The 18,899-nt window shown below is 59.4% G+C and carries 19 protein-coding genes; 9 read left to right on the plus strand and 10 right to left on the minus strand.

The window, feature by feature from the left end; genetic code table 11:
- Positions 1 to 166 precede the first annotated feature (166 nt).
- From xerD to ffh, 6 genes are all read right to left on the minus strand, one after another.
- The gene (gene xerD, locus ACWKWM_RS12355) at positions 167 to 1,063 is read right to left on the minus strand and encodes a site-specific tyrosine recombinase XerD (protein WP_483846415.1); all 897 of its coding nucleotides are present in this window, start codon (positions 1,061 to 1,063) and stop codon (positions 167 to 169) included.
- 229 nt (positions 1,064 to 1,292) lie between these two features.
- On the minus strand, positions 1,293 to 1,643 hold the full coding sequence (rplS, locus tag ACWKWM_RS12360) for a 50S ribosomal protein L19 (RefSeq protein WP_003175895.1): 351 nt from the start codon (positions 1,641 to 1,643) through the stop codon (positions 1,293 to 1,295).
- A 43-nt stretch (positions 1,644 to 1,686) separates the two neighbouring features.
- Positions 1,687 to 2,439 (minus strand): tRNA (guanosine(37)-N1)-methyltransferase TrmD, encoded by a 753-nt coding sequence (gene trmD / locus ACWKWM_RS12365; protein ID WP_483846416.1) that lies wholly within the window; start codon positions 2,437 to 2,439, stop codon positions 1,687 to 1,689.
- Between the two features lie 3 nt (positions 2,440 to 2,442).
- Complete coding sequence (rimM, locus tag ACWKWM_RS12370; RefSeq protein ID WP_483846417.1) at positions 2,443 to 2,979, minus strand: ribosome maturation factor RimM; 537 nt, start codon at positions 2,977 to 2,979, stop codon at positions 2,443 to 2,445.
- Positions 2,980 to 2,984: 5 nt separating this feature from the next.
- Complete coding sequence (rpsP, locus tag ACWKWM_RS12375) at positions 2,985 to 3,236, minus strand: 30S ribosomal protein S16 (RefSeq protein ID WP_081565778.1); 252 nt, start codon at positions 3,234 to 3,236, stop codon at positions 2,985 to 2,987.
- Between the two features lie 247 nt (positions 3,237 to 3,483).
- A complete protein-coding gene (gene ffh / locus ACWKWM_RS12380) occupies positions 3,484 to 4,860 on the minus strand; it encodes a signal recognition particle protein (protein ID WP_483838829.1) in 1,377 nt (458 codons plus the stop codon).
- Between the two features lie 262 nt (positions 4,861 to 5,122).
- Between ffh and ACWKWM_RS12385 the strand changes: the two genes are divergently transcribed.
- From ACWKWM_RS12385 to ACWKWM_RS12395, 3 genes are all read left to right on the plus strand, one after another.
- Complete coding sequence (locus ACWKWM_RS12385; RefSeq protein ID WP_483846418.1) at positions 5,123 to 5,935, plus strand: cytochrome C assembly family protein; 813 nt, start codon at positions 5,123 to 5,125, stop codon at positions 5,933 to 5,935.
- A 12-nt stretch (positions 5,936 to 5,947) separates the two neighbouring features.
- Entirely contained in the window at positions 5,948 to 7,192 is a 1,245-nt protein-coding gene (locus ACWKWM_RS12390; protein ID WP_483846419.1) for a transporter associated domain-containing protein, read from the plus strand.
- A gap of 399 nt (positions 7,193 to 7,591) precedes the next feature.
- Positions 7,592 to 8,914 carry an MFS transporter gene (locus ACWKWM_RS12395; RefSeq protein ID WP_483846420.1) on the plus strand — a complete coding sequence of 441 codons (1,323 nt, stop codon included), beginning with the start codon at positions 7,592 to 7,594 and terminating at the stop codon, positions 8,912 to 8,914.
- 169 nt (positions 8,915 to 9,083) lie between these two features.
- Here the strand turns inward: ACWKWM_RS12395 and purT are convergent, their stop codons facing one another.
- From purT to ACWKWM_RS12415, 4 genes are all read right to left on the minus strand, one after another.
- The gene (purT, locus tag ACWKWM_RS12400) at positions 9,084 to 10,265 is read right to left on the minus strand and encodes a formate-dependent phosphoribosylglycinamide formyltransferase (protein WP_483846421.1); all 1,182 of its coding nucleotides are present in this window, start codon (positions 10,263 to 10,265) and stop codon (positions 9,084 to 9,086) included.
- A 273-nt stretch (positions 10,266 to 10,538) separates the two neighbouring features.
- A complete protein-coding gene (locus tag ACWKWM_RS12405) occupies positions 10,539 to 10,748 on the minus strand; it encodes a DUF1289 domain-containing protein (protein ID WP_483846422.1) in 210 nt (69 codons plus the stop codon).
- Positions 10,745 to 11,272, minus strand: a complete 528-nt coding sequence (locus ACWKWM_RS12410; protein WP_483846423.1) for a gamma carbonic anhydrase family protein — start codon at positions 11,270 to 11,272, stop codon at positions 10,745 to 10,747. The genes ACWKWM_RS12405 and ACWKWM_RS12410 overlap by 4 nt, the downstream gene beginning before the upstream one ends.
- A 66-nt stretch (positions 11,273 to 11,338) precedes the next feature.
- The gene (locus ACWKWM_RS12415) at positions 11,339 to 11,950 is read right to left on the minus strand and encodes a CoA pyrophosphatase (protein WP_483846424.1); all 612 of its coding nucleotides are present in this window, start codon (positions 11,948 to 11,950) and stop codon (positions 11,339 to 11,341) included.
- A 158-nt stretch (positions 11,951 to 12,108) separates the two neighbouring features.
- Between ACWKWM_RS12415 and ACWKWM_RS12420 the strand changes: the two genes are divergently transcribed.
- From ACWKWM_RS12420 to ptsP, 6 genes are all read left to right on the plus strand, one after another.
- On the plus strand, positions 12,109 to 12,660 hold the full coding sequence (locus ACWKWM_RS12420; protein ID WP_483846425.1) for an NUDIX hydrolase: 552 nt from the start codon (positions 12,109 to 12,111) through the stop codon (positions 12,658 to 12,660).
- Positions 12,661 to 12,709: 49 nt separating this feature from the next.
- The gene (locus tag ACWKWM_RS12425; RefSeq protein ID WP_483846426.1) at positions 12,710 to 13,273 is read left to right on the plus strand and encodes a L,D-transpeptidase family protein; all 564 of its coding nucleotides are present in this window, start codon (positions 12,710 to 12,712) and stop codon (positions 13,271 to 13,273) included.
- A 158-nt stretch (positions 13,274 to 13,431) separates the two neighbouring features.
- A complete protein-coding gene (locus ACWKWM_RS12430; RefSeq protein ID WP_483846427.1) occupies positions 13,432 to 14,163 on the plus strand; it encodes a GntR family transcriptional regulator in 732 nt (243 codons plus the stop codon).
- 27 nt (positions 14,164 to 14,190) lie between these two features.
- On the plus strand, positions 14,191 to 15,297 hold the full coding sequence (nagA, locus tag ACWKWM_RS12435; RefSeq protein WP_483846428.1) for an N-acetylglucosamine-6-phosphate deacetylase: 1,107 nt from the start codon (positions 14,191 to 14,193) through the stop codon (positions 15,295 to 15,297).
- Entirely contained in the window at positions 15,290 to 16,300 is a 1,011-nt protein-coding gene (locus ACWKWM_RS12440; protein WP_483846496.1) for an SIS domain-containing protein, read from the plus strand. The genes nagA and ACWKWM_RS12440 overlap by 8 nt, the downstream gene beginning before the upstream one ends.
- 27 nt (positions 16,301 to 16,327) lie before the next feature.
- Complete coding sequence (ptsP, locus tag ACWKWM_RS12445) at positions 16,328 to 18,895, plus strand: phosphoenolpyruvate--protein phosphotransferase (protein WP_483846429.1); 2,568 nt, start codon at positions 16,328 to 16,330, stop codon at positions 18,893 to 18,895.
- Positions 18,896 to 18,899: the final 4 nt, after the last annotated feature.

Genomic DNA, 18,899 nt, shown 5'->3' on the forward strand with positions numbered 1-18,899 from the left:
AAAACTCCTCGGGCGGTGGGCAGACGGGCAAATCGAAAACGGAGGGCGAAAGTGGCCCTGAAAGTTTTCGGGTGCTCCTGTCCGCGAAACCGGCAAAGCCTATCACATAAGGTTCTCAAGGCCGACGCCGAGTGATGTAAGACTCGTCGTAAATTCCCGCCGGGCACTAACCCCTGGGATGGTGTTTAGCGTGAATTTCCTGCAACCGTGCGCGAGCAACATGGGTGTAGATCTGCGTCGTCGACAAATCGCTGTGACCCAGCAGCATTTGCACAACCCGAAGGTCGGCACCGTGATTGAGCAAGTGCGTGGCAAAAGCATGGCGAAGCGTGTGCGGCGACAGGGATTTGCTGATGCCCGCAACTTTGGCCTGATGCTTGATGCGATGCCAGAACGTCTGACGAGTCATCTGCTCGCCGCGCAGGCTGGGAAACATCACGTCGCTGGGGCGCCCGTTGAGCAGTTCATGTCGCGCATCGCGCATGTAGCGCTCGAGCCAGACGATGGCCTCCTCCCCCATGGGCACCAATCTCTCTTTGCTGCCCTTGCCCATGACCCGCAGTACGCCCTGACGCAGGTTGACCTGCTCCAGTGTAAGGCTGATCAACTCGGTCACGCGTAAACCACAGGCGTAAAGCACTTCGAGCATGGCGCGATCGCGCTGACCGATGGCCTCGCTCAGGTCAGGCGCCGCGAGCAAGGCCTCAACGTCGGCTTCTGACAGAGACTTTGGCAGGGGCTTGCCGAGTTGCGGCATGTCCACCTGCAAGGTCGGATCAACCGCAATCAGCTTTTCGCGCAAAAGGTAGCGATAGAAGCCACGAGCGCCCGACAGGAAACGTGCCGTTGAACGCGGCTTGTAGGCGTTGTCCACACGCCAGGCCAAGTGATCGAGAATCGCATCTCGATTGATGCCAAGCAGATCGATGCCTTTGTCCTGCAGCCAGCCGTTAAACAACGTGAGGTCGCTACGGTAAGCGTCGCGGGTGTTATCAGAGAGACCTTTCTCCAGCCATAAGGCGTCGAGAAAACGGTCAATCATGGGGTGGTCTATGGCGGGCATCAGGGTTCAGGCTTGGCGGAGACGAAGGGTCAGCAGTCTTTCATATCCATGACACCGATACAAAAGCGTCTGACTGTAGGAGCGCGCTTGCCCGCGATAGCGTCGGATCAGTCAAATCGATTTCACAGACGTAAAACAATCGCGGGCAAGCGCGCTCCTACAAATTCTTGAATTGCAGGTAACAAAAAAGCAGCCCGCGGGCTGCTTTTTTTGCATCGGAACGCTGGGATTAAGCCAGTTTTTCCTTGATGCGAGCTGCTTTACCAGACAGGTCACGCAGGTAGTACAGTTTGGCTTTGCGAACGTCACCGCGACGTTTCACAGCCATGCTGTCGATTTGCGGGCTGTAGGTCTGGAAAGTACGCTCAACGCCAACACCGTTGGAGATTTTACGAACAGTGAAAGCACTGTTCACACCACGGTTACGCTTGGCAATTACAACGCCTTCGAACGCTTGCAGACGCGAGCGGTCGCCTTCCTTCACTTTCACCTGAACGACAATAGTGTCGCCCGGGGCAAAGGTAGGGATCTCTTTGGTCATCTGCTCTGCTTCGAGTGCAAGGATGATTTTGTTAGTCATGCTGTGCTCCTAAGGTAAATCATCAGGATTTACCATCGATACGTTAACTATCGTTCCGCTCGCGGAGGTAGTCCGCCAGCAGCTTCTTCTCTTCTCCAGAAAGCGAGCGGCTTTCCAGAAGATCGGCGCGTCGTTCATAGGTCCGCCCGAGGGACTGCTGTAAACGCCAACGCCGGATGTGTGCGTGATTGCCACTTAGCAACACGTCGGGAACACGCTGATCCGCATACACCTCCGGTCGGGTGTAGTGCGGGCAATCCAGCAGACCGTCCGTGAAGGAATCTTCCTCCGCGGAGTCTGCATGCCCTAAAGCTCCAGGCAGCAGCCGTGTAACCGCATCGATCAGGACCATCGCCGGCAGCTCGCCGCCAGACAGTACATAGTCACCAATTGACCACTCTTCATCGACATGAGCATCAATAAAACGCTCGTCAATGCCTTCATAGCGACCCGCGATCAGGATGAGTGCTTCTTCCTGCGCCAGTTCGCGTACCGCAGACTGATCCAGCTTGCGGCCTTGGGGCGACAGATAAATCACCTTCGCCTTCTCCCCTGCTGCCTGCCTGGCCTGAACCAGAGCATCTTCCAGAGGCTTGATCTTCATCACCATGCCCGGACCACCGCCAAACGGGCGATCGTCCACAGTGTGATGCCGATCAGTGGTGTAATCCCGCGGATTCCAACAAGTGAGCTGCAACAGCCCTTGTTTCACCGCACGGCTGGTAATGCCGTATTCGCTGATGGCGGAAAACATTTCGGGAAACAAACTGATCACTTCTATGCGCAGGCTAGCCATTGCTTAGAAGTCCGCGTCCCAATCCACCTTCATCTCGCCTGCATTCAGGTCGACCGATAGAACACAGTGCTCCGTATAGGGCAGCAAGCGTTCACGATCATCCAGACTGCCAGCGCAGGGTTTGACCACCATTACATCGTTCGAGCCAGTTTCTAGCAGGTGATCGATTTGCCCGAGCAATTGCCCGAGGTGGTCGATGACCTTCAGACCGACAAGCTGGTACCAGTAGTACTCGCCATCAGTCAGATCAGGGAACAGGTTACGCGGCACGCAGATCTCAAAACCGGCCAGAAGACGAGCTTCCTCACGATCATCAAGACCCTTGAGCTTTGCGACCAGGAACTTATCGCTCCCGCGTCCGCTGACCAGCTCTACCTGTTTCACAATGCCTTCGCGCTTGAGCGTCCAAGTTTTGTACTGCAACAGGTTTTCAGTCGGATCAGTAAAGGAATACACCTTCACTTCGCCGCGAACGCCATGAACAGAATAAATTTTGCCAACAACGATCAAATCGTCAGCAACAGCTGGCGTCGCGTTCATATTGCTCAGGCCGCAGCCTTAGCAGATTCCTTCAACAGCGAAGCAACACGCTCAGAAGGTTGTGCACCAACGCTCAGCCAGTGGGCCAGACGCTCTTGGTTCACGGACAGACGGATTTCCTGACCACGGGCAACCGGGTTGAAGAAACCGATTTGTTCCTTGTGCGAACCGTCGCGTGGGTTACGGCTGTCGGTTACAGTCAGGTGGTAGAACGGGCGCTTCTTGGAGCCGCCAAGGGCAAGACGGATTGTTAGCATTGAACAATTTCCTGTAGTCGGAGCTGCAAATCTAAGATGCACAGCGGGCATGGGTGCCCGAAAGGCCGCATATTCTAAGGAATATCCGCACTTTTGCAAATGACTTTTTGGGTCGCCTGCAACCGCTTCATCCAGATGTGCCATGAGCCAGCCTTACAGGAAGGCCGGCGAGTCCCCGCAAATGCGGGTCAATGGGAGTGACCTCCCAAAGAATGGGTGCGCGGAAAGTCACTTCCGCGCAACGTAATTACATTTTTGGCATGCCACCGCGAGGCATCATTGAGCCCATTCCGCGCATCATTTTGGCCATTCCGCCTTTGGCGGAGAATTTCTTCATCATCTTTTGCATCTGTTTGTGCTGCTTGATCAGACGCCCGATGTCCTGCACCTGAGTGCCAGACCCCATCGCAATGCGGCGCTTGCGCGAACCGCTGATCACGTCCGGATCACGGCGCTCGGCCGGCGTCATCGAATTGATGATGGCTTCCATCTGCTTGAACTGCTTTTCTGCCGCACCCTGGGCGTTGCCCATCTGCGCCACGTTCATACCGCCCATATTAGGCAGTTTGTCCATCAGGCCGCCAAGGCCGCCCATGTTCTTCATCTGCTGCAGCTGATCGCGGAAGTCTTCGAGGTCGAAGCCCTTGCCCTTCTTCAGCTTCTTGGCCAGTTTGTCGGCCTTGTCCTTGTCGAGGGTCTGTTCGGCCTGCTCGATCAGGCTGAGCACGTCGCCCATGCCAAGGATACGCGACGCGATACGGTCCGGGTGGAACGGCTCGAGCGCGTCGCTCTTCTCGCCCATACCGATGAACTTGATCGGCTTGCCAGTGATGGCACGCACCGACAAGGCGGCACCACCACGAGCATCGCCGTCGACCTTGGTCAGGATCACACCGGTCAGCGGCAACGCATCGCCAAAGGCCTTGGCCGTATTGGCGGCATCCTGGCCGGTCATGGCGTCAACCACGAACAGCGTTTCAGCTGGCTTGACCGCTGCGTGCAGCGCCTTGATCTCGCCCATCATTTCGGCGTCGATGTGCAGACGGCCGGCGGTGTCGAGGATCACGACATCAATGAACTTCAGCTTGGCTTCTTTAATAGCGGCTTCAGCAATGTCCACGGGCTTCTGACTGAGGTCGGACGGGAAGAACGTCACGCCGATGTCGTTGGCCAGGGTTTCCAGCTGCTTGATGGCTGCAGGACGGTAAACGTCCGCTGACACCAGCATCACGGTTTTCTTTTTGCGCTCTTTAAGGAATTTCGCCAGTTTGCCCGCGGTGGTGGTCTTACCCGCACCCTGCAGGCCAGCCATGAGAATGACCGCAGGCGGCGTGACGTTGAGGGTCAGCTCTTCGTTGGCCGCCCCCATCATCTCTTCGAGTTCAGCCTGGACGATCTTCACGAACGCCTGACCCGGGGTCAGGCTGCGCGATACCTCGGTACCGACAGCACGGTCCTTGATCTTGTTGACGAAGTCTTTGACCACCGGCAAGGCGACGTCGGCTTCGAGCAAAGCCATACGGACTTCACGCAGAGTGTCCTTGATGTTGTCTTCGGTCAGCTTGGCCTTGCCAGTGACCTGGCGCAGCGTCTGCGAGAGACGATCTGTCAGATTTTCAAACATTGCGTGATCCTTTAGGTTCGCGGCGAACCCCGGTTGTGCGGCCCGGCCCGTATCGACCCTGTTATATAAAGCACCGGTTGAACACAGTGCGAATGACAGCGCTCGGCGAGCCTGTGGCTTGAGCAGGTCGCGGATTATAGCGAAGAGTCTGCTTCACGGACACCACAGGTAGCCTGCTTATGTGGTCTTTCGTGCGTGCCCTTTTGTGAAGGGTCGGTTCTATGCCAAACTCAGCGCCTTTCGGGCACGCCCACCAGGATCTATGTTCCCCTTGTCACCCAGCTTGCTTCCCAGCATCGCCGCCGCCGTCCTTTATGCCGCTGCGACTCTTTATCAGGGCCTACGCCTGCGCCAGGGCACCAAGGTCGACAAATGGCTGTTGTGCCTGATTGGCACACTCGCCGTCGCCTGCCAGGCGAGCGCGCTGTTTGGCCAACTGGTGCGCCCTATCGGCCTGGGACTGGACTTCTTCAGCGCCGCCAGCCTGATTGCCGTCGCAGTCATCGTTGTCACCCTGCTCGCCTGCATCCGCATACCGGTCGAAAACCTGCTGATCCTGCTCTTCCCCCTCGGCCTGCTGACCACCCTGATGGCGCAGTTCGCGCCGGCGGGTACGCTTCAGCCGATCGATGCGGAACATGGCCTCATCGGCCATATTCTGCTTTCGATCCTCGCTTACGGCATGTTCACCATCGCGATGTTCCAGGCGCTGTTGCTGCTGGTTCAGGATCGCCAGCTGAAAAACAAACACCCTTCGGGCCTGATCAAAAACTTCCCGCCGCTGCAGACCATGGAAAGCCTGCTGTTTGGTTTCCTGTGGGCCGGCTGGACGCTGCTGTCGATGTCGCTGATCTCGGGCTGGCTGTTCGTCGAGAACCTGTTCGCGCAGCATCTGGTGCACAAGACGTTGCTGTCGATCCTCGCATGGATCGTATTCAGCGTGCTGTTGTGGGGCCGTAACCGGCTCGGCTGGCGCGGGCACAAGGCGATTCGCTGGACCTTGGGTGGTTTTTGCCTGTTGATGCTGGCCTATTTCGGCAGCAAGCTGGTACGCGAATACATTCTGCACATCTGACGGGCGCTGATAATGGATAACCTGCCCCTGGGCACGATGCTCGCGGTTCTGACGTTGCTGACGCTGTGGTCGGGACTGCTGACGGCAGTAGAGGCCGCCCATCATCAACTGCGGGCTCATCACCCAAAGACCCGTTCGAGCGATCCACCCAAGCCAACGCTGACGTTTAACCTCAACAGCCTGATTCTGGCCAACACCCTGATCCGAACGCTGATCACGGTCGTCGCTACCCTCATCGCCCTCAACACCTGGTACTTCAACGGGCCAACGATTGCCTGGCTGCTGGTCACCAGCGTTCTGCTGATCATTGCTGAATTCATCCCGCGCAAACTGGCCTCACGTCGCCCTGAATCCATACTGATGCTGGGCAACACTCTGCTTCGCGCGCCCATGCAATTGCTCAAGCCGCTGACCTGGCTATACAAAAACATTGCGAAATTGCTGCTGCGGCCTTTTCTGTCCAAGCGTCACACGGCGTCCCATGACGATGACGACGATGACCTGGGACCGACGATTTATCAGGATCACACCGCGCCACAATCGGGCCGGGCTCAGGTCATTTCGGGCATCTACGCACTGGACAGCATGACCGTGAATGACATCCTGGTGCCGCGCAGCGAGGTCGACGGGGTCAATCTGGACGAGAGCATCGAGCACATCATCGAGCAACTGATCATCTCGCGGCACACTCGCCTGCCGGTCTATCACAACGACATCAATCAGGTAGAAGGCGTTCTCAACACGCGAATGATCAGCCACTTGCTGCCTCGTGGCCAGCTCACCAAAGAAGAGCTGATGGCCGCCTGTTACGAGCCGTACTTCGTGCCGGAAAGTACACCGCTCCAACTGCAATTGCTTAACTTCCACAAGCAACAGCGGCGCATGGGCGTGGTCGTCGACGAATACGGCGAAGTGCTTGGGATCGTTAGCCTGGAAGACATTCTGGAGGAGATCGTCGGCGAATTCGAAAGCGAACAATCCATGAGCAACCCGCATATTCACCCACAGCCGGATGGTCGCCTGGTGGTGGATGGCGCGGCATCGATTCGTGATCTCAACAAGAGCCTTGGCTGGCATTTACCTTCCGACGGGCCGAAAACCGTCAACGGCTTGATCACCGAAGCGCTGGAAAGCATTCCCGAAAGCGCGGTATGCCTGAAGATCGGGCCATACAGGTTGGAAACCCTCGAAACCGAGGACAACCGGGTCAAGCGCGTCATGATGTGGCAGAACACTGCTACCAAATCTGTGCATTGAAGACCTGACCTGTAGGAGCCAACTTGTTGGCGAGAGGACATGTCAGACGATGAAAATGCATTGATTCATCTGACGCCTCGCGAACAAGTTCGCTCCTACAGATATCGGTGTCTTGAAACACTTGTTTCCAAACGATTCAGCTTTCTATAATCGATCCGCTTACCCAGCCCCGCCGATCCGTGTGCTACCCGCACATTGCGCGATCCGGCCAGTCACTCAGCCTGACGTGTTCCGCATCACCGTGGCGCCCGCTCCCATCCCGAGCAGTGCCAATGCCCCCTGCCCTGATCCGGGCTAGTCTGTTCAGCGCTGTACCCAAAATAATTAACGTTTGCCCCAGCGCGCGTACGATTTTTCGACAGCGCCTGACAGGCAAGATGACTGCCCAGGGATACCCGCATGACCACAACATCCGCCTATCAAACGAGCGACGACACCGAGGTTCGGCCTGCCAATTCCGCCACTCGCGTCGCGACGGCCAGCTTCATCGGTACTGCCATCGAGTTCTACGACTTTTACGTCTACGCCACTGCGGCTGCGCTGGTGATCGGGCCGGTGTTCTTTCCGCAGACCTCCAGCACCGCACAGATGCTGTCTGCGTTTCTGACGTTCGGCATCGCATTTCTCGCACGCCCATTGGGCTCCTTGCTGTTCGGGCACTTCGGTGATCGGATCGGCCGCAAATCAACGCTGGTTGCCTCGCTGCTGCTGATGGGCGTGTGCACCACGCTGATTGGCGTCTTGCCGGGTTACGACGTCATCGGCTCATGGGCGCCGATCCTGTTGTGTGTTCTGCGTTTCGGTCAGGGCCTCGGACTGGGCGGTGAATGGGGCGGCGCGGCATTGCTCGCCACGGAGAACGCCCCCAAAGGCAAGCGTGCCTGGTTCGGCATGTTTCCGCAGCTGGGCCCATCGATTGGCTTTCTCGCTGCAAACGGGCTGTTTCTGACACTGGCGATGACGCTGGACGACGAGCAGTTTCGTGCCTGGGGCTGGCGCGTGCCGTTCCTGCTCAGCGCGGTACTGGTGATCATCGGTCTGTACGTGCGTTTGAAACTCGAAGAAACGCCGGTGTTCGCCAAGGCGATGGCGCGTCACGAACGAGTGAAAATGCCGATCACCGAGCTGTTTTCGCAGTATTGGGCGCCGATGCTGCTGGGCGCGGCATCGATGGTGGTGTGCTACGCGCTGTTTTACATCTCGACGGTGTTTTCCCTGAGCTACGGGGTGAAGACGCTGGGCTATACCCGTGAAACCTTCCTCGCCCTGCTGTGCTTCGCCGTGCTGTTCATGGCGTTGGCGACCCCGCTTTCCGCCTGGGCGAGCGACCGTTTTGGGCGCAAGCCGGTGCTGATTATCGGCGGCGTGCTGGCGATTGCCTCGGGCTTTCTGATGGAGCCGTTGCTGACCCATGGCACCACTTGGGCGGTGGCGTTGTTTCTGTCGATTGAGCTGTTCCTGATGGGCGTGACCTTCGCCCCCATGGGCGCGATGCTGCCGGAGCTGTTTCCTACACGCGTGCGATATACCGGTGCGTCAGCGGCTTACAACATCGGCGGCATTGTCGGTGCGTCGGTGGCTCCTTTCTTTGCGCAAAAGCTGGTGGAAATGGGCGGATTGAGCTGGGTGGGCGGGTATGTGTCCGTGGCGGCGTTAATCAGTTTGATTGCCGTGCTGTGCTTGAAGGAAACGCGGGAGCTGGATTTGGATACGATTGCGTAGGCTCACACATGACCTGTAGGAGCATTCGGAGGTTACGACGGGCGCGATCGCGGAGTGTCAGACAAACCGCATCGCAGCCATCGTAACCTCGGCAGCTCCTACAGGGGCATTGCACTCTGCTGACAAAAACGGCGTCCCGAGGGACGCCGTTTTTCGTTGTGGTTGCCGCTTACAGCTGCACTTTCACCGCACGCGAAGCCCGGGTCGCTTTGGCGCGGGCAGTTTCAACGGACTCATCGCGAGCCAGTGCCACGCCCATGCGGCGCTGGCCGTTGACTTCCGGTTTGCCGAACAGACGCAGCGCTGTATCCGGCTCGCTCAACGCTTGTTCCAGATTGGCGAACGCGGTCTGGGTCGACTTGCCGTCTACCAGAATCACCGCCGAGGCCGATGGCCCGAACTGACGAATCAACGGAATCGGCAAGCCGAGAATCGCCCGTGCATGCAACGCGAACTGCGACAGGTCCTGGGAGATCAGCGTGACCAAGCCGGTGTCATGGGGCCGCGGCGAGACTTCGCTGAACCACACCTGATCGCCCTTGATGAACAACTCAACGCCGAACAGCCCACGACCGCCCAAAGCCTCCGTGACGGCTTTGGCTACACGCTCAGATTCCGCCAGCGCGACCGGACTCATGGCTTGAGGCTGCCAGGATTCCTGATAATCGCCGTTCTCCTGACGATGACCAACCGGCGCGCAGAACGTGGTGCCACCGACATGACGCACGGTCAGCAGGGTGATTTCGTAATCGAAATCGATGAACCCTTCGATGATCACTCGGCCTTTGCCAGCGCGACCGCCTTCCTGCGCGTAGTCCCACGCTTTCTGGACGTCAGCATCGGTCTTGAGCAGGCTCTGACCTTTGCCCGACGAACTCATGACCGGCTTGACCACGCACGGAAAACCCAGGTCTTCGACCGCGCGCTTGTAGGCTTCAAAGGTATCGGCGAAATGGTAAGGCGACGTCGGCAGGTCGAGCTCTTCAGCGGCCAGACGACGAATGCCTTCGCGGTTCATGGTCAGCTGCGCAGCGCGCGCGGTTGGGATGACGGTGAAGCCTTCAGACTCAAGTTCCACCAGCGTGGAGGTAGCAATCGCCTCGATTTCCGGAACGATGTAATGCGGTTTTTCGGCTTCGATGACTGCACGCAGCGCTGCACCGTCGAGCATGTTGATCACATGACTGCGGTGGGCGACCTGCATGGCCGGCGCGTTGGCGTAGCGGTCGACGGCGATCACTTCAACGCCCAGGCGCTGTAGTTCGATTACCACTTCCTTGCCAAGCTCGCCGCAACCGCAGAGCAATACACGGGTCGCGGTCGGCGACAGTGGCGTTCCGATTTGAGTCATCTCAGGTCCTCGTGGAGCAGATATCGAGGGCAACCCGCCATGGGCGAGCAACCGCAGGGAATAATGGCGCGCAATTTACCATGAAGGCCGGGGGATGGGGTGTAGGGACAGATGGACGCGGCGCATTGTAGGAGCGAGGCTTGCCCGCGAAGTTGACGCCTCGGTTTATCTGACGCTCCACGTCGCTAGCTTCGCGGGCAAGCCTCGCTCCAACAGGATCAGTGTCTGCTGCGCATCAGAAAGGCGTCTCGACGACGGGGATCTCCTACAGTTTCAGACGTTGAACAGCATGCCGCTGGCCAACGCCCGCTCATGACACAACCCCAGTACCTTGCGCCGTGCCGCGCTGTCCATGCGGCTCCAGCCAGTAATTTCGGCCGCCGTGCGCTGGCAACCAGTGCACACGTCCTGCTCGTCCAGCGCGCAAATGTTGACGCAGGGCGAGCGCACGGGCTTTTCATGAACGGGCGTGCCTGCAGTCATTCTTCTTCCTGCGGCGCCAGCTCGCGCGCGTAGCGCTGGGCATTGAGCACGTAATGCGCGGCGCTGGCTTCAAGCATCGTCTTCTGCACGTCGGTCAGCTCGCGAACCACTTTGCCCGGCGAGCCCATGACCAGCGACCCGTCGGGAATAACCTTGCCTTCACCAATCAGCGAGTTGGCGCCGATAAGACAGTGCTTGCCGATTTTTGCGCCGTTGAGGATCACCGAATTGATGCCGATCAAGGTGTTATCACCTACGTCACAGCCATGGAGCATGACGTTGTGGCCGATGGTGACGTTCTTGCCGATGTTCAGCGGCGAGCCCATGTCGGTGTGCATCACAGTGCCATCCTGCACGTTACTGTTCTCGCCGATATGGATCAGCTCGTTGTCGCCGCGCAACACGGCGCCGAACCATACGCTGGCGTTGGCCTCTAGCCTGACCTTGCCAATCAGCGTAGCCGTCGGCGCGATCCAGCTTTGTGGATGGGCTTGGACACGGGAATCCCCCAGGCGGTATTTCATATTGTTGTCCTCATGGCGCTACGGCCGCGGGTGAGCGCGTGGCTCTGGAATGGATGAACGCAAGAATCAGGGTTTCAGGACTTCGATGGCGGAGCGCTTGGGCGGCGTGTTCAGGCTGATATTGCTGTCGTACAGCACGTTCATCAGTTCGACGATCATGATGGCCGTCAGCCCCCAGATCTTGTACTCGCCGAAGCGGTAACTGGGTACGTACCAACTGCGGCCCTGGTAATCGATGCGGTGCGTATGTTCGCGAGCGTCCTGGCGGAAAAACTCCAGCGGCACGCTGAACACCGCCGCGATCTCGTCATCATTGGGCGTGTATTCAACGAAATCGGGGATGATCCCGACGTAAGGCGTCACCTTGATTCCATGCTTGGAAATCAGCGGACTGAGCGGCCCCACCACCTCTACCAGCCCTGGGGGCAAGCCGATTTCCTCTTCAGCTTCTCGCAGTGCGGTGAAGATCAGATCGGGGTCTTCGGGGTCACGACGACCGCCGGGAAAGGCCACTTCGCCACCGTGGGTCGACAGACCGCTGGCACGCAGGGTCAGCACCAGTTCCGGTTCGTCGCTTCGGGTGATCGGCAAGAGCACAGCGGCTTCGGGGAGACGCGCGTCAGTCTGCAACGTGCCTGGTGTATGGCTGCCAATTCGGCGAAGTAGCTCGTCCAGCATGAGATATCTCGATCTGTTGCCTACCCGGCATCATGCACCAAAGCGGCGAGCTGCCCAAGTCCTTGTAGGACAAGTTACCGGCAGAACTCAAAGCGCTGCTTGCCGATCACCCACAGGGCACGCCAAGATAGCCGCTGACTCAATCATCCGGTTCGATCATGAATTTCTGCAGCCAGTGTGGCGAACAGGTCATCCAGCGTATTCCTGAAGGCGACAGCCGCTTGCGCTATGTGTGTGAGCATTGCCACACCATCCATTATCAGAACCCGAACATCGTCGCGGGCTCTCTCCCTGTCTGGGAAGGCAAAGTGCTGCTGTGCCGCCGCGCCATCGAGCCACGTTTGGGGTATTGGACGTTGCCGGCCGGCTTCATGGAGAACGGCGAAAGCGTTGAACAGGCGGCGCGCCGCGAAACCGTCGAAGAGGCCTGCGCCACCTTGCACAACCTGCATTTGTACACGCTGATCGACGTGCCGCATATCAGTCAGGTTCACGTGTTCTACCGCGCCGAACTGCTGAGGCCGGACTTTGCCGCCGGTGTCGAAAGCCTAGAAGTGCAACTATTCGACGAAGCCGATATCCCGTGGGATGAGCTGGCTTTCCACACCGTCAGACGTACCTTAGAATGCTTCTTCGCCGACCGGCGCAAGGGCGTTTTCCCGGTTCATACCGATTGCCTCCCGGCGTCGCGCCCCACGATGACCACTTGATCACATAACCGACGCGCGAATGTGCGCTGTCTTCAGGGATACCGTTTCGATGCGTTGGTTGCTCGCTGCTTTCTGTCTGTCGTTCGTTTCGCTGTCGCAGGCGTCGTTCACTCAGACCATCGTCCCCAAAGGCAGTGAGCAGAAGTTCATTGGCGACAAAGTCATCAACACCGAAAACATCGCTGATCGCACCATCGACAAAATACTGGTGCTCAAGTCGGCCCATCAGTTGCAACTGATGAGCAACGGCGAGGCGCTCAAGACCTATCGCGTGTCATTAGGCAAGGCGCCCATCGGCACAAAACTCCAGGAAGGCGACCAACGCACCCCTGAAGGTTTTTACTGGCTGGATTGGCGCAAGACCAGTGACAACTACAACCTCTCGCTGCACATCTCCTACCCCAACATCACCGACTCGGCCCGCGCCCGCCGCGAAGGCGTCAATCCCGGCAGCATGATCATGATCCACGGCACGCCGGTGGATGAGGATTACCCCGAGTGGTATTTCCAGACACTGGACTGGACCAACGGTTGTATCGCAATGAAGAACAGCGATATCCGCGAAGTGTGGGATCTGGTGAAAGACGGGACGATGATCGAGATCCGGCCTTAGGTAATTTTTCTGTAGGATTTTCAGCGTCCAGAATATTCTTGGCCGACGTCACCATACGGTGACAACAAACCAGACCGTTGGCATTGACGTGGTATTCAAGTGGTATTAGTTTTCGGGGCATTGTCCGAGAATAAATAAAACCACTTCGGAAACCGCTCATGCATTCGATCCTGTCCCTGCGACCTGACGACACCCAGCCCACGCCGCTTTATCTGCAACTGGCGCGCAATCTGGAAGCGGCAATTCATGCCGGTCAGTGGAAAGCCGAACAAGCGCTGCCGTCCGAGCGCAGTCTCAGCGAAACCCTGAACATCTCTCGGGTTACCGCCCGCAAAGCGCTTGAAATCCTCTTCGAACAAGGCCTGATTCGGCGTAACCAAGGCTCGGGCACATATATCACGCCTCGCCTCGAGCAACCGCTTTCCCGGCTGTCGAGCTTCAGCGAGATGCTCCGCCTCAAGGGGTTTACTCCCAGCTCCCAGTGGCTGGAACGCGACATCGCCCTGCCCACTCATGAACAGCTGATTCGCCTGAGCCTGTCGCCCACGGAAAACGTCGCGCGTCTCAAGCGGCTGCGCAAGGCCGATGGCATCGTCATGGCGGTCGAGATGAGCGCCCTGCCCGCTTCCTTACTGCCTGACCCATTGGCCATCGGCGATTCGCTGTATGCCCATCTGGACGCCATTGGCCGGCCGGTGGTGCGTGCGTTGCAGCATATCCGCGCGATCAATGCATCGGCCGAGATGGCTGAACTGGTCGGCATCGAAACCGGCACGGCGATGCTGCTGATGACGCGGATCGGCTTTCTCACCGACAACACGCCCATCGAACTGACCGACACCTATTGCCGCGACGATTACTACGATTTCGTCGCCGAGCTGCGCCGCTAAGTCGCGCCTTAGAAAACCGGAGCCTGTATGTCCGAGCACAACATCCTCACTGTCAGCGGCTGGGTTCGCGGCCAGCTTGAGCATCGCAATGGCCGCGTGACCGCCGTCATCGGCGAACCCTGCGACCCGCAGCAAAATGACCTGCCTTACGTGCTGCCCGGCTTCATCGACCTGCATGTCCATGGCGGCGGCGGCAGCGACATCATGGAAGGCGCCGGAGGGTTTGCGACCATCGCCCGAACCCATCTGCGTTTTGGCACGACCTCAATGCTGGCGACGACCATGACTGCGCCGCCCCAGGAGATCGAACGGGTGCTCGCCAAGCTCGGTGACTACTGCGAGCATCGCGCCCCTGAGACGGCCCGCTTTCTTGGCGTGCACCTCGAAGGTCCCTACATCAATCCGGGAAAACTCGGCGCGCAACCCAACCATGCGCACACCGCACTAATGAGTGAAGTCGAGCGCTACTTGCGCCTGGCGCCGATCAAGGTCATCACCATCGCCCCAGAAATCGCCGGGCATTTTGAGCTGATTCGCGCGTTGTCCGAACAGGGCGTGCGCTTGCAAATTGGCCACACCCTGGGCAGCTACGAAGAAGGCGTGAAGGCGCTCGAAGCCGGCGCCAGCAGTTTCACTCATCTGTACAACGCCATGAGCCCGCTGCATCACCGTGAACCCGGCATCGTCGGCGCGGCACTGGCCCACGCGCAATACGCAGAACTGATTCCCGACCTGCTGCATGTTCATGCCGGTGCTATTCGCGTCGCCCTGCGCTCGATCCCCTGCTTGTACTGCGTCACTGATTCTACCGCCGCGACCGGCATGCCGGACGGCGAATACAAGCTGGGCAGCCACACCGTCACCAAATGTCTGGGCGGTGTAAGGCTGGCCGACGGCACGCTCGCCGGCAGCACGCTGACCATGGATCAGGCGCTGCGCAATCTGGTGAAAATCGGAGTGCCTCTGGCCGAAGCCTCGCAACGCCTGTCGCAGTTTCCAGCGGATTACCTGGGTATTTCTGATCGTGGACGTCTGCAAACCGGCAGTTGGGCCGATGCGGTGTTCCTTGATCGCGAGCTGAGACTCAACGCCGTTATGGTTGAAGGAGAAACCATTGAACTCAAAAATGCTTGATGAAGCCCTGGCTTCCGGAGATGCGGTGCAAGCTCAACTGGACCTGAGCGAGCCCTGTCTGATTGCCCTGGCCCAGCGCCTGCGCCAGACCGCGCCGCACGTCGTGATGACGGTCGCCCGCGGCAGCTCGGATCACGCCGCCAGTTATTTTGCGTACCTGGCCATGCAGTTGACCGGCGTCCCGGTGGCGTCCTTGCCGATGTCGGTGGTCACGCTGCACCACTCACCGATGCGCGTAACCGGTCAGCCAGTCATAGCGTTCTCCCAATCGGGTCAAAGCCCGGACCTGGTCGACAGCTTGAAGAACCTGCGCGAAGCCGGAGCCTTGACGGCCGCGATGGTCAACGCAAAAGGCTCGCCGCTGGAGCATGCCTGCGAGTACGGCTTGCCGCTGAACGCAGGCGCGGAACTCAGCGTCGCCGCGACCAAAAGCTTCATCGCGACCTTGAGCGCCAGCGCCCGGGTTGTCGCGCATTGGGCACAAGACGCCGACTTGCTGGCGGCCGGCCAAACCCTGCCCGAGCGCCTGCGAGAGGCTGCGCGCCAGGATTGGTCCGAGGCCATTACCGGACTGCAAGATTGCCAGCGGCTGATGGTCATCGGCCGAGGCCTTGGCTTTGCCATTGCCCAAGAAGCGGCGCTGAAATTCAAGGAAACCTCAGGCGTTCAGGCCGAAGCCTTCAGCAGCGCAGAAGTCCGCCATGGCCCCATGGCGTTGGTGGACGAGCACTATCCGATGCTGGTGTTCGCCCCGCGGGGCGCGGAACAGGCGGGATTGTTGCAGCTGGCAGCCGACATGCGCGAGCGCGGCGCTCGGGTGTTGCTGGCGGCGCCTGCGGACATCGCCGAGCGCGATCTGACTCTGGTCTGCGCCGATCATCCGGCGCTCGACCCGATCCTCGCGATTCAAAGCTTTTACGTCATGGCTGCCGGGCTTGCACACGCACGCGGCCTGAATCCGGACCAGCCCCGCCATCTGAGCAAGGTCACCCGGACCCACTGATTCGCCACGCGGCACAAGGACGAAGTCATGAATAACAATAAAGAAATGACCCTCAGCGCCCCACTCAGCGGTCCAGTGATCGCGCTGGCCGATATCCCGGACCCGGTGTTTTCCAGCGGCACCATGGGCGACGGGCTGGCCATCGATCCGCTGGACGATTGCCTGCACGCGCCGTGTGCCGGGGTGGTCGTCAATGTTGCGCGCACCGGTCATGCCATCACCTTGCGCGCGGACAATGGCGCCGAATGGCTGATGCACATCGGCATCGACAGCGTGACGCTTAATGGCGATGGTTTTAAAGCGCTGGTCACCGCCGGCCAGCGCGTCGCCGAAGGGCAACCGCTGCTGCGTTTTGATCTGGACAAGGTGGCGGTGCACAGCCGGAGTTTGATCAGTGCATTGATCCTGCTCAATGGAGACGGTTTCGAACTGACGCCGATCAGCCGTTTGACGTCGGTGAACGTGGGCGAACCGTTGTTGCGCATCGCGCGGCTGGCTCAGACATCCGCGAGTGAAATCCCCAACGACGCACCCGCTCAAGCGTCACGCGGGGTCGTCCGAGTTGCCCATCATGGCGGCCTGCATGCCAGACCGGCTGCGTTGGTGCGCCAGACCGCCCGACAATTCACGAGCCAGACCGAACTGCATTTTGCCGGGGTCAGTGCGTCCAGCGACAGCGTATTGGCGATCATGGGCCTGGGCGTTGCCGAGGACGATGAAGTCGAAGTGATCTGCCTGGGTCACGACAGCGAAGTGGCGCTGCAAGCCCTGCTCAAAGCCTTGTCGACCCCTGCAGCCGATGAAAAGCCCTACACACCAACGTCCTCTTCCTTACGCCAATCCCTGCCCTCGGCTGACATCGAAAAAGGTGTGCTGACAGGCATCGCGGCATCACCCGGTCTGGCCAGCGGCCCGGTGTTCCGGCTGGCCTCCATTGAGCTGGAAGAAGACCATGGCAATCATTCGGCCAGCGAGCAGCGGCAGGCGCTCGACGGCGCTCTGGATCAGGTGCGCACCCACATCGCCGTCACGCTCCAGCAATCTCACCCTACCGCTGACCCCGAGGCCGCTGCGATTTTCGCGACTCACCTGGCAATGCTGGAAGACCCAGCCCTGCTGGACGCAGCCTATGCCGAGATTGAACAGGGACGTTCGGCGAGCCATGCGTGGAGTCAGTCGCTGCTCGCTCAATGCGAAAGACTCAAGGCTCTGGACAACGCCTTGCTGGCCGAGCGCGCCAACGATCTGCGGGACCTGCGCCAGAGAGTATTGCGCGAACTGCTCGGTGCGGACCGATCGCTGGACATTCCCCCCCACGCCATCGTCATTGCCCAAGAGCTGACGCCCTCGGACCTGATGCTGTTGAGTGAGCGCAACATCGCCGGGGTGTGCATGGCCGAAGGGGGCGCGACTTCTCACGTCGCGATTCTCGCCCGAGGCAAAGGGCTGCCGCTTCTGGTAGCACTTGGTGCAACGTTGCTGCCCGCGACCCAGGCATTGGCCGGGCAAACAGTGGTGCTGGACGCCGACAATGGGCAGCTGGAATTGACGCCTGACTCGGCGCGCCTTCGACAGGTCGCGATGCTCCAGGCCCGGCAGCTTGAGCAACGCCATCAATACCAGCAACAGGCGCGATTGCCCGCCATCACGCTGGACGGTGTGGCCCTCGACATTGCCGCCAACGTCGCCTCGGACAGCGAAGCGCAGTTGGCGTTTGCGGCCGGCGCCGACGGGGTTGGTCTGCTGCGCACCGAGTTTCTGTTTGTCGAGCGCCGCACCGCGCCGAGCGAGGATGAACAGCTTGCGACCTATCAAGCGGTGCTCGACGCGATGGGCGATAAACCGGTGATCATTCGCACCATCGACATCGGCGGCGATAAGCAGCTGGAGTATCTGCCGCTGCCGTTTGAGGCCAATCCGGTGCTCGGCTTGCGCGGGATTCGATTGGGGCAAGCGCGACCGGAGTTGCTCGATCAACAGCTGCGCGCACTGCTGCGGGTCAAGCCGTTGAGTCGTTGTCGGATTCTTCTGCCCATGATCAGCGAGGTCAGCGAACTGCTTGCGGTGCGTCAGCGTCTGGACGCACTGGCGTCGGAAATGGGCCTATCCGAGCGTCCGCTATTGGGCGTGATGATTGAAGTACCGTCAGCCGCCCTGATGGCTGAACAGTTGGCAGCACATGCAGATTTTCTCTCCATTGGCACCAACGACTTGTCGCAATACACCTTGGCGATGGACCGGGATCACGCTGGATTGGCAGGGCGAGTTGATGCACTGCACCCCGCCCTGCTGCGGCTGATCGCCATGACGTACGCGGGCACGTCGGGAAAATCCTGCTGGGTGGGCGTCTGTGGTGCTGTAGCGTCCGAGCCTTTGGCCACCGCCGCACTGATCGGGCTCGGGGTGCGCGAGTTGTCAGTCAGCCCGCCACAAATGGCCGAGATCAAAGCGCTGGTTCGCCAGCTTGATACCCGTGACTGCGAAAGCCTTGCGCAACGGCTTCTCAACCTGAGCAATGCAGCTGCGGTACGCGAAGCCTGCGCTACGTTTCAACAGCAGACGTTGGCCCGGCAGGGCAATTCCCCAAAACAATAATCAA

This window comes from Pseudomonas rosaeacicularis, assembly GCF_057128745.1.

Bases quoted from the DNA above. Each gene is read 5' to 3' on its own strand.
- xerD (WP_483846415.1), bottom strand. From the start codon at position 1,063: ATGCCCGCCATAGACCACCCCATGATTGACCGTTTTCTCGACGCCTTA.
- rplS (WP_003175895.1), bottom strand. From the start codon at position 1,643: ATGACTAACAAAATCATCCTTGCACTCGAAGCAGAGCAGATGACCAAA.
- trmD (WP_483846416.1), bottom strand. From the start codon at position 2,439: ATGGCTAGCCTGCGCATAGAAGTGATCAGTTTGTTTCCCGAAATGTTT.
- rimM (WP_483846417.1), bottom strand. From the start codon at position 2,979: ATGAACGCGACGCCAGCTGTTGCTGACGATTTGATCGTTGTTGGCAAA.
- rpsP (WP_081565778.1), bottom strand. From the start codon at position 3,236: ATGCTAACAATCCGTCTTGCCCTTGGCGGCTCCAAGAAGCGCCCGTTC.
- ffh (WP_483838829.1), bottom strand. From the start codon at position 4,860: ATGTTTGAAAATCTGACAGATCGTCTCTCGCAGACGCTGCGCCAGGTC.
- ACWKWM_RS12385 (WP_483846418.1), top strand. From the start codon at position 5,123: ATGTTCCCCTTGTCACCCAGCTTGCTTCCCAGCATCGCCGCCGCCGTC.
- ACWKWM_RS12390 (WP_483846419.1), top strand. From the start codon at position 5,948: ATGGATAACCTGCCCCTGGGCACGATGCTCGCGGTTCTGACGTTGCTG.
- ACWKWM_RS12395 (WP_483846420.1), top strand. From the start codon at position 7,592: ATGACCACAACATCCGCCTATCAAACGAGCGACGACACCGAGGTTCGG.
- purT (WP_483846421.1), bottom strand. From the start codon at position 10,265: ATGACTCAAATCGGAACGCCACTGTCGCCGACCGCGACCCGTGTATTG.
- ACWKWM_RS12405 (WP_483846422.1), bottom strand. From the start codon at position 10,748: ATGACTGCAGGCACGCCCGTTCATGAAAAGCCCGTGCGCTCGCCCTGC.
- ACWKWM_RS12410 (WP_483846423.1), bottom strand. From the start codon at position 11,272: ATGAAATACCGCCTGGGGGATTCCCGTGTCCAAGCCCATCCACAAAGC.
- ACWKWM_RS12415 (WP_483846424.1), bottom strand. From the start codon at position 11,950: ATGCTGGACGAGCTACTTCGCCGAATTGGCAGCCATACACCAGGCACG.
- ACWKWM_RS12420 (WP_483846425.1), top strand. From the start codon at position 12,109: ATGAATTTCTGCAGCCAGTGTGGCGAACAGGTCATCCAGCGTATTCCT.
- ACWKWM_RS12425 (WP_483846426.1), top strand. From the start codon at position 12,710: ATGCGTTGGTTGCTCGCTGCTTTCTGTCTGTCGTTCGTTTCGCTGTCG.
- ACWKWM_RS12430 (WP_483846427.1), top strand. From the start codon at position 13,432: ATGCATTCGATCCTGTCCCTGCGACCTGACGACACCCAGCCCACGCCG.
- nagA (WP_483846428.1), top strand. From the start codon at position 14,191: ATGTCCGAGCACAACATCCTCACTGTCAGCGGCTGGGTTCGCGGCCAG.
- ACWKWM_RS12440 (WP_483846496.1), top strand. From the start codon at position 15,290: ATGCTTGATGAAGCCCTGGCTTCCGGAGATGCGGTGCAAGCTCAACTG.
- ptsP (WP_483846429.1), top strand. From the start codon at position 16,328: ATGAATAACAATAAAGAAATGACCCTCAGCGCCCCACTCAGCGGTCCA.